At 42.4% G+C, this 9,034-nt stretch carries 9 protein-coding genes and 1 pseudogene; 9 read left to right on the top strand and 1 reads right to left on the bottom strand.

All coding sequences use genetic code 11. The features are described 5' to 3' along the window. The 6 genes and pseudogenes from B4K20_RS06090 to B4K20_RS06115 all read left to right on the top strand — a co-directional run. Positions 1–447, top strand: a pseudogene (locus tag B4K20_RS06090) (hypothetical protein); the annotation flags it as partial. Between the two features lie 47 nt (positions 448–494). Continuing rightward, positions 495–2,486 carry a BCCT family transporter gene (locus tag B4K20_RS06095; RefSeq protein WP_289282256.1) on the top strand — a complete coding sequence of 664 codons (1,992 nt, stop codon included), beginning with the start codon at positions 495–497 and terminating at the stop codon, positions 2,484–2,486. 79 nt (positions 2,487–2,565) lie between these two features. After that, the gene (locus tag B4K20_RS06100; protein WP_289282257.1) at positions 2,566–2,895 is read left to right on the top strand and encodes a DUF2845 domain-containing protein; all 330 of its coding nucleotides are present in this window, start codon (positions 2,566–2,568) and stop codon (positions 2,893–2,895) included. A gap of 172 nt (positions 2,896–3,067) precedes the next feature. Continuing rightward, positions 3,068–3,292 carry a PepSY domain-containing protein gene (locus tag B4K20_RS06105; protein WP_289282258.1) on the top strand — a complete coding sequence of 75 codons (225 nt, stop codon included), beginning with the start codon at positions 3,068–3,070 and terminating at the stop codon, positions 3,290–3,292. Beyond that, entirely contained in the window at positions 3,292–3,957 is a 666-nt protein-coding gene (locus tag B4K20_RS06110; RefSeq protein ID WP_289282259.1) for a response regulator transcription factor, read from the top strand. The genes B4K20_RS06105 and B4K20_RS06110 overlap by 1 nt, the downstream gene beginning before the upstream one ends. Continuing rightward, entirely contained in the window at positions 3,957–5,291 is a 1,335-nt protein-coding gene (locus B4K20_RS06115) for an ATP-binding protein (protein ID WP_289282260.1), read from the top strand. The genes B4K20_RS06110 and B4K20_RS06115 overlap by 1 nt, the downstream gene beginning before the upstream one ends. Here the strand turns inward: B4K20_RS06115 and B4K20_RS06120 are convergent. Beyond that, positions 5,288–5,614, bottom strand: a complete 327-nt coding sequence (locus B4K20_RS06120; protein WP_286304215.1) for a PepSY domain-containing protein — start codon at positions 5,612–5,614, stop codon at positions 5,288–5,290. The genes B4K20_RS06115 and B4K20_RS06120 overlap by 4 nt on opposite strands. 116 nt (positions 5,615–5,730) lie before the next feature. Between B4K20_RS06120 and B4K20_RS06125 the strand changes: the two genes are divergently transcribed. The 3 genes from B4K20_RS06125 to nirB form a co-directional block, all read left to right on the top strand. Then, complete coding sequence (locus B4K20_RS06125; RefSeq protein WP_289282261.1) at positions 5,731–6,234, top strand: MarR family winged helix-turn-helix transcriptional regulator; 504 nt, start codon at positions 5,731–5,733, stop codon at positions 6,232–6,234. Positions 6,235–6,278: 44 nt separating this feature from the next. Further along, a complete protein-coding gene (locus B4K20_RS06130) occupies positions 6,279–6,725 on the top strand; it encodes a YybH family protein (protein WP_289282262.1) in 447 nt (148 codons plus the stop codon). A 215-nt stretch (positions 6,726–6,940) separates the two neighbouring features. Further along, a partial coding sequence (gene nirB, locus B4K20_RS06135; RefSeq protein WP_289282263.1) for a nitrite reductase large subunit NirB occupies positions 6,941–9,034 on the top strand: 2,094 nt, incomplete at its 3' end.

Below are 9,034 nucleotides of genomic sequence, written 5' to 3' on the forward strand. Positions count from 1 at the left end.
TTGTTGAATAAATGGCAGGCATTCACATTGGCTACACAACTGACTTATTACCGGTTTGATGTCGATCGTAATCAACCATTAGGTACCAGCAAGTTAGTTCAAATGGGCGCTTATGACTTCCCCAGTACTGCAGCGGCTGAAGCCTGGTTACCAGCTATCTCTCTAAGTTATCGTTACGATACTGACCAACTGCCTTGGTTGGACTATGTCATGCCTTACGTCGAGTACAGTGTCCTTCTCAAACAAGAGCATGATTTTAACGATAGTGCCTTAGCAACAGTTGGTGCAGCTTGGGCGAGTGGTAATTGGTACATCTACACAGATCTAAGCGCCTCGAACGGTAATGAATTTATCGGGGGGGATGACCCATTTGGTGATCGTCTCGGTGCTAATCAGAATGATGACTGGCAGACACGTTTTAATATCAATTTTGGCTACTACTTCTAGGTGCTGAATATTCGTACTTACAATAATAATCATAGAGAGAGTCCGTAATGACCGAGCAGACGATAGATAATAAAAAACCTCGCAAAGCAGAAATCAATCCTCCCGTATTTTTTGGTTCGGCCATTTTAATTATCGCTTTTGTTATTTTTGCTGCTTTCTTTTCTGATACAGCATCAGTCGTATTTAAAGATACTCAAAGCTGGATAGTCGATACTTTTGGTTGGTTCTATTTATTGGCTGTCGGTTTTTTTCTAGTGTTCAGTATTGGTCTGGCTATGACTTCATATGGCGCCATTAAGCTTGGGCCTGATCATTCCGAGCCTGATTATGGCTATTTATCATGGTTCGCCATGTTATTTAGCGCTGGTATGGGGATAGGCTTACTCTTCTTCGGTGTTGCAGAGCCCATTATGCATTTTTCAGCCCCACCCGTAGGTGAAGGCGGTGATATTGCGGCAGCACGTGAAGCCATGTCAATTACCTTCTTTCACTGGGGACTGCATGCCTGGGCAATCTATGCCGTCGTGGGTTTATCTTTAGCTTACTTTGGATTTAGACATAACCTGCCATTGACCATTCGTTCATCACTTTACCCTTTAATCGGCGAGCGTATTTACGGACCAATAGGTCACGCCGTTGATATCTTTGCTGTACTGGGCACCATGTTCGGTGTTGCAACCTCACTGGGATTGGGCGTGTTACAGGTCAATGCTGGTCTCACCTATATGTTCGATTTACCAGCTGAATCTGTCTCGCTGCAAATAGGCCTGATTGCTGCCATCACCGTACTCGCCACGATTTCAGTTATTGCTGGTTTAGACTCGGGTATCAAACGTTTATCAGAGCTAAATCTGGGCTTGGCTATTCTACTGATGTTGTTTGTTCTATTTGCTGGACCAACGCTCTTTTTACTACAAACGTTTGTGCAAAATACCGGTAATTATCTCAGTGAAGTGGTGAATAAAACTTTCAATTTATATGCCTATGATCCTAACGGTTGGATCGGTGGCTGGACATTATTCTATTGGGGCTGGTGGATTGCTTGGTCACCTTTTGTCGGTATGTTTATCGCACGAGTTTCAAGAGGCAGAACCATTCGTCAGTTCATTTTAGGTGTGTTATTTGTGCCGGTAGGCTTCACCTTTATGTGGATGACTTTCTTTGGCGGAACAGCGATCAATATGGAATTAGGGGAGCTGTCTGGTGTTATATCTAATGCTGTAAGTGAGAATAATGCCATTGCCATTTATGCCATGTTCGAACAAATGCCTTTTAGTATGATCTCGGCTGGCTTAGCGACGATATTGGTTGTTACGTTTTTTGTCACCTCTTCGGATTCGGGCTCTTTGGTGATTGATATGATCACATCCAATGGTCATCCGAAACCTCCGGTTTGGCAGCGTATTTTCTGGGCCTTAACTGAAGGCTGTGTTGCTGCAGCATTGTTGTTAGCTGGTGGTTTAAAAGCATTGCAAACAGCTTCGATTGCTGGCGCGTTACCCTTTGTCGTCATCATGTTGCTGATGTGCTTTGGTTTGATGAAGGGACTCAGAATGGAAGGCATAAAACGCCTTATTATTGGTGTTCCCCAAACACCTGTTAGCACAGGCAGACAAGTGAGTTGGAAGCAACGCCTGAAGAACTTGAGTGAATATCCTGACAAAGCAGCTATGCAAACTTTTCTGCTTGAAGTTGTGAAGCATGCTTTGAAAAAAGTATCAGCTGAGTTAAAAACAACGGGTGTGGATGCTGATATTGTCAGTAAAAAAGACTCTATTGAGTTAGTTGTATCGTATGGCGGTGAAAGAGATTTTGTCTATGGTGTTCACAGCGTCAGACATTTAATGCCTAGTTTTGCTTTGGATGCATTGGAAGATGATGACGATGAGACTAAGCGCTATTACCGTGGAGAGGTATACCTGGCTGAGGGTAGTCAGCATTATGATTTATATGGATACAATCAAGAGCAAGTGATTGATGACATTCTGATACAGTACGAAAAACATATGCATTTCCTGCATATCGTTGGGGACAGTTAAATCAGATTATAAACAGTAGCAAGATTTTCCTGTTATTTCATGGTATTGTCCCGAAAATAAACATGAGTGGAGAGAGAAAATGCGTTTATTTTGGTTCAGTTTAGCCGCCTTAGGCCTTGGTTTTTCGGGTGTTTCTCATGCCGGTAGCAGTGAGTATCTGGATAGTTACTCCTGTGGTAAAAGCGCCATTGAAATAGGTATGAATATTGATGAAATCAAACTGATGTGTGGTCAAACCTGGCAACCCAGTAATGTTGTAAAATCGGTTAGACCTGCATTAGAAGTAGGTAAAGATGGTGAAAGACTCCAGGATAATTTTGAAAAGTGGATGTTTAAGACCGTCAGTGATGGCAGTACCCACGTCTTGTTGAAAAATGGTGAGGTCATTCGAATTTTTACTACACAATAATCCGGGTTTATTCAGTTTGATTTAAGTTTGAATCGCTATATTCTTTACTGATAAACCAAGTAAAAAAGCGATGTATACGATGAGATCCTTCCTGACATTGTCACTGTGTTCATGTCTGATGCTTATAGCTATGCTAAGCCTTTCGACTGTGCGGGCAGAAGAAAGCGCCACTGTGGCCAGACAATTATTGAAAGAAGGTAAAATCATGCCACTCCAGGAAATACTGACAAAGGCGGCCATGATAAAGCCAGGCCAAGTCATTGAAACGGATTTGGAAAAAGAAAATGAGCGTTATGTCTATGAATTAGAAATTCTCGACAAAGATGGTCAGGTTTGGGAACTGGAGCTGGATGCGCAGACAGGTGAATTCGTTGATCTGGAAAATGAGGATGATTAATGCGCCTGTTATTAGTAGAGGATGACCCTTCATTGGGGCCCAATCTTCAAGACTCTCTCAACAAAGCAGGCTTTGCTACGGATTTGTCGACGGACGGTATTGATGGCGAAGCCATGGGACAAATCGAACCTTATGACCTGATCGTTCTGGACTTGGGCTTGCCTGGAAAGTCCGGCCTGGAAGTACTCGAAAACTGGCGAAGTCAGGCTAATTCAGTCCCGGTGATTATTCTCACCGCACGAGATGCATGGGAAGATAAAGTCTTAGGCTTTAAAGCAGGCGCCGATGATTACCTCGCCAAACCGTTTCAGACAGAAGAGTTGATTGTTCGAATCAATGCCGTTTTACGTCGATGTACGGGACACAATCCAGGTGCCTTGAGCTATGGGGATTTATCTTTGGATGAGGCTGAGCAAGCTGTCATAGTAAAAAATGGTAACAAACACAGCCTGACAGGTACTGAATTTAAACTGTTACGTTACTTTATGTTGCATCCAAAGCAGTTACTTTCCAAAACAACCCTCACAGAACATGTCTATCAATTAGATAGCGATAAAGATAGTAATGTGATGGAAGTGTATGTTAATCGATTACGGCAAAAGATCGGGGCAGATTGGATAATCACTCGTCGTGGTCAGGGGTATATTTTTGGTCAGCAAGACTGATGCGATCAGTCCGTAGCCGTCTCTCCATTGGCTTGGCTGTTTTTTTAGCAGCATTGTTATTAGGTCAGTGGCTATGGCTGACCTTCACCATAGACCGCTTGATTGAAAAACAGGTTATTACGCGTTTACAAGAAGAGACGGAAACCGTACTCGCACATATTCATATTCAATCTGATGGTGAAATCGTCTTAGATAGCAGACGTTTGAGCAGCAGCTATCAACGAGCCTTTTCTGGTTTATATTTTTCTATACAGTCCATCGACCATCAGATTTTTTCACGATCTTTATGGGACTTTGATCTCACTACACCTGCTCTAAGTATCGGCTCCAAAGCGACACTTTACCTTCAAGGCCCTGGTGAACAACCATTAATGGCCGTTTCTGCTGGCTATCTAAAGCAAGGTAAACAGATCACCATTACAGTGGCAGAAGATATTGCTTGGATGTTGGAGGATAAGTCTCATTTTCAGTGGACCTTTACGGTGTTATCTCTGCTTGGCGTTTTAGCTTTATTAGCTTTTCAATTCTGGATCGTTAGGCTTGCTCTGAAACCTCTCAATAAAGCCAAGCAAGAATTAAAACTACTGGGACAGGGTGAGATTGAAAAAATTGATGAACATGCACCGGATGAAATTCGACCTTTGCTGTTTGAGTTAAACCGTTTGATGTCCAGTATGGTGGTTAAGACCCGTCGATCGAGGCAATCACTTGGTAATCTCGCACATCGTTTAAAAACGCAATTAACATTATTGAATCAGATTGCTGATACAGAAGCGATGCAACATAATTCTGAAGGCAAGCAGGCAATCTATTCGCAGACAAATGAAATTAAACAAATTATCGACCGCGAGTTAAAGCGTGCTCGTGTTTCCGGTATGACGTTGCCCGGTAAAGGTGTCGATATAAATGAAATGGTGACCAACCTTGTCGATACATTGAAACGTATCTATCAAGATAAAGAATTAAATATCAGCTGGCGAGTGGATAAACAACTGCGCTTTCATGGTGACAGGGAAGACTTGCTAGAGCTATTGGGTAATATTCTTGATAATGCCTGCAAATGGTGTGAAAGCAGAATAGAACTTGAGATTTATAGAGATGATGGTATCTATATCTGTGTCAAAGATGACGGTCCTGGATGTCATGGTGATGATTTATCAGCACTGACTCAACGTGGTTTTAGGGCAGATGAGGCGACGCCTGGTAGTGGCTTGGGGTTGGCGATAGTGTTTGATATTGTCGAGAGTTATGAAGGGACAATGCACTTTTCTGAATCCCAGAAATGGGGAGGACTGCAGGTGGATATCCACCTGCAGTCCTCAGTTTCGGCTTAGAACCAGTCTTGAGTTGTTTTACGAACTTCACCGGTTTTGGCGTCGATTAATACTTCCCATTCGCCACCATCGGCGTCGACGATTTCAAATTCATAATCCCAACCTTTATCAAAGGCACGATCTTCCAGGTCAGCATCTTCAACAATCCCTGGTTTGGCTTCAAGGGCTTTTGCTTGGGCTTCTTCTAAAGAGATAAGTCCAAAACCTTCAGAGATTTTTCTGATTTCACGAAGATCATCAGCATCCATATCAGCGTGAGCAACACCCACTTGCATCATCATAGTAGCTGCGCCGATTAAACTAATTGTTTTCAAGTTTTTCATTTTTGTGCTCCTTTCGTTGAGGTACGGTTCACATATTAGTGGCCCAAACTTAAACGAAGCTGAATTTATTTCAGATAAAGGTTTACTTTCAGTTAGGGAGCTAACTATAATGAGATATGCTTCAAGTCAAAGACTTGCCAGATAAGGCAATATTAGAAAAGTTTGCTTCACGTTACCCCAATGCGGATGTTGATGCAGTGATGCAGTTTCTTCATCTGTTAGGAGTGGCTTCTGAGCTTTCTATTGGTTTGGATGAATTTCTCAGTCGCTATCAACTACTTCAAGGCCGGTGGTGGGTCCTCATCCTATTGATGCGTGAAGATAACTTTGTTTCTTCACCATCTAAGCTCGCTGAAAAAGCGGGTGTCAGTCGTGCGACCATGACTGGCCTGCTTGATGGTCTGTCACGAGAAAAGTTGATAGAACGAATTGTTGATGAAAAAGATAAGCGACAAACGCAGATTAAACTCACGTCAAAAGGTCAGAAACAGCTAGATGATGTGATGCCTGATTATTACCAGCGTTTAGGCAAACTAATGTCGGTGATCGATAAAGATGAAGGCGAAACTTTAATGAGAGTACTGGGCAAGTTAAAACAAAACTTAACTATTTTTGATTAAGTTTATCCGTTTAGTAATACGTTTATATCTATGAGGAGTATGTAATGAAGAAGTTTTTAGTTTTTTTATTCAGTATGTTTTCTATTCAACTACCAGTGGTAGCTGAGGAGCTATCTGTAAACAATCAAGTTGATTTTGCAAATGCTCAATGGAATAAAGCATTTAATGCTGGCGATGTAGATGCGCTGACACAGTTGTATAAAAATGATGCCACCTTATCACCGGGTAATGGCGCTATATTAAAAGGTAGAGATGCCATCGGTCAGTTATTCCAGAGCTTTGTCGATAATGGCGTCACAAATCATCGTATTGATACGGATAGTATCTATGTGTCGGATAATCAAATAACACAAATAGGCTATTGGCAAGCTGATGGTAAAAATGCTGAAGGTGAAAAGATTAGCTTCGGCGGTGTTCTATCATTAGTTCTGGCTAAAACAGAAGAGGGTGAATGGGTCATTCAGTCTCATATCTGGAATATGCAGCCATAAATTAACACCATTAATTCCCAAAAAAGCCCTTCACTGAAGGGCTTTTTTTTTGCTCTGAACTCAAATGGTGCAAGTTATTTCATATTGGTGCAAAAATAAGTATCCAAACTACTTATTAAAAAGGGTGTTTTTAAAGTCTTTCATGTAAATCAATGGTTTAGTTTTTTGGCACAGTGTTTGCCAAAGTATGCAGACAATGATTGACGGAGAGATCCATGAGAGAGAAGTTAGTCCTAATTGGTAATGGTATGGCTGGGGTGCGAACACTGGAAGAGTTGCTCAAACTCGCACCTGATAAATATGACATTACTGTTTTCGGTGAAGAACCTTACGGTAATTACAACCGCATTATGCTTTCACCTGTGTTGGCAGGTGAAAAAACGATTGATGAGATCATGATTAATGATCTGCAGTGGTATGAAGATAACAACATCAAACTGTTATCTGGTAAAAAAGTGACCACAATTGATCGTTTAAATCGAGTCGTGACAGCTGATGATGGTAGCACTGAAAACTATGATCGTCTTTTGTTAGCCACAGGTTCACGCCCATTTATGTTGCCTATTCCGGGCTCTGATTTAGAGGGGGTGATCAGTTTCCGTGATATTGCCGATGTCGATACGATGTTGGAAACGGCTAAAATCCATAAAAAAGCCGTGGTCATCGGTGGCGGCTTATTGGGTCTGGAAGCAGCCAATGGGCTAATGATTCAAGGTATGGATGTCAGCGTTGTTCATATTAGTGATGTGTTAATGAATCAGCAGCTGGATAAACCTGCTTCTGATCTAATGCTGGAAGAGCTTAGGGGCAAAGGGCTGACGTTTTTGATGGAACATCAAACTGAAGCCATCATTGGTCGTGACCGTGTCGAAAAACTTCGCTTTAAAGATGGCTCTGAAATTGACGCAGACCTGGTTGTGATGGCCGTGGGTATCCGACCAAACATCGAACTAGCCAGCTCAGCCGATATTCATTGTGACCGTGGCATTGTGGTAGATGACACCATGCAGACCTTTGATCCAAGAATTTATGCCGTAGGTGAGTGTGTTCAACATCGAAGCCAAACCTTTGGTTTGGTAGCGCCTTTATTTGAGCAAGCCAAGGTGTGTTCAAATCATTTGGCCCAAATGGGGATTGCACGTTATATCAGTTCGGTGACCTCAACAAAATTAAAAGTGACGGGGATCGATCTGTTTTCTGCGGGTGACTTTCTTGGTGATGATGATACTGAAGATTTGGTATTTAAAGATGCAGCCAGAAAGGTTTATAAAAAGCTGGTAATAAAAGATAACCAATTGGTTGGTGCCGTACTTTATGGCGATACAGTAGATGGGGCCTGGTACTTCCAATTGATGCGTGATGGCACAGATATTTCAGATATTCGTGAAAATATGTTGTTTGGACAACATCATCTGGGTGATTCTGGGCATGGCCCGTCTAACTCGGTTGATGGTTTGCCTGATGATGCTGAAATTTGTGGCTGTAATGGCGTCTGTAAAGGTGACATTGTGCAGGCGATTTCAAAACATGGCTTGTTTACTTTGGATGAAGTTAAAGCCCGTACCAAAGCATCAGCGTCTTGTGGATCATGTACAGGTTTAGTTGAACAGTTACTGGCATCTACTCTGGGCAGTGACTTTAATGACACACCCAGCAAGAAGCCAATGTGTGGCTGCACGGATTTGTCGCATGCTGAAGTCAAAGCCGCGATTATTGAAAAATCACTGAAAAACATTCCAGATTTGATGTCTGCACTTGAGTGGAAAACAGAAGATGGCTGCCACTCCTGTCGTCCTGCCTTGAACTACTACATGTTAAGTAGCTGGCCAAATGAGTATCAGGATGATCCTCAGTCACGTTTCATTAATGAACGTGTGCATGCCAATATTCAGAAAGACGGCACCTATTCGGTAGTACCCAGAATTTGGGGTGGGGTAACCAATCCAAGAGAGTTGCGTGCAATTGCAGATATTTCCGAAAAATACAATGTACCCACAGTCAAAATAACTGGTGGTCAACGAATCGATCTTCTCGGTATAAAGAAAGAAGACTTACCCAAAATGTGGGCAGATCTGAGTGATGCTGGTTTTGTTTCTGGTCATGCCTACGGTAAGTCCCTGCGGACAGTCAAAACCTGTGTTGGATCAGAATGGTGTCGTTTCGGCACGCAAGATTCTACCGGCCTGGGTATTAAAGCTGAAAAAATGACATGGGGAAGCTGGACACCTCATAAATTCAAGATTGCCGTATCTGGCTGTCCACGTAACTGTGCAGAAGCAACTATCAAAGACTTCGGTATTGTCTGTGTT

Origin of the sequence: Methylophaga sp. UBA5088 (assembly GCF_002414625.1) — a bacterium.
Lineage (GTDB): Bacteria > Pseudomonadota > Gammaproteobacteria > Nitrosococcales > Methylophagaceae > Methylophaga > Methylophaga marina.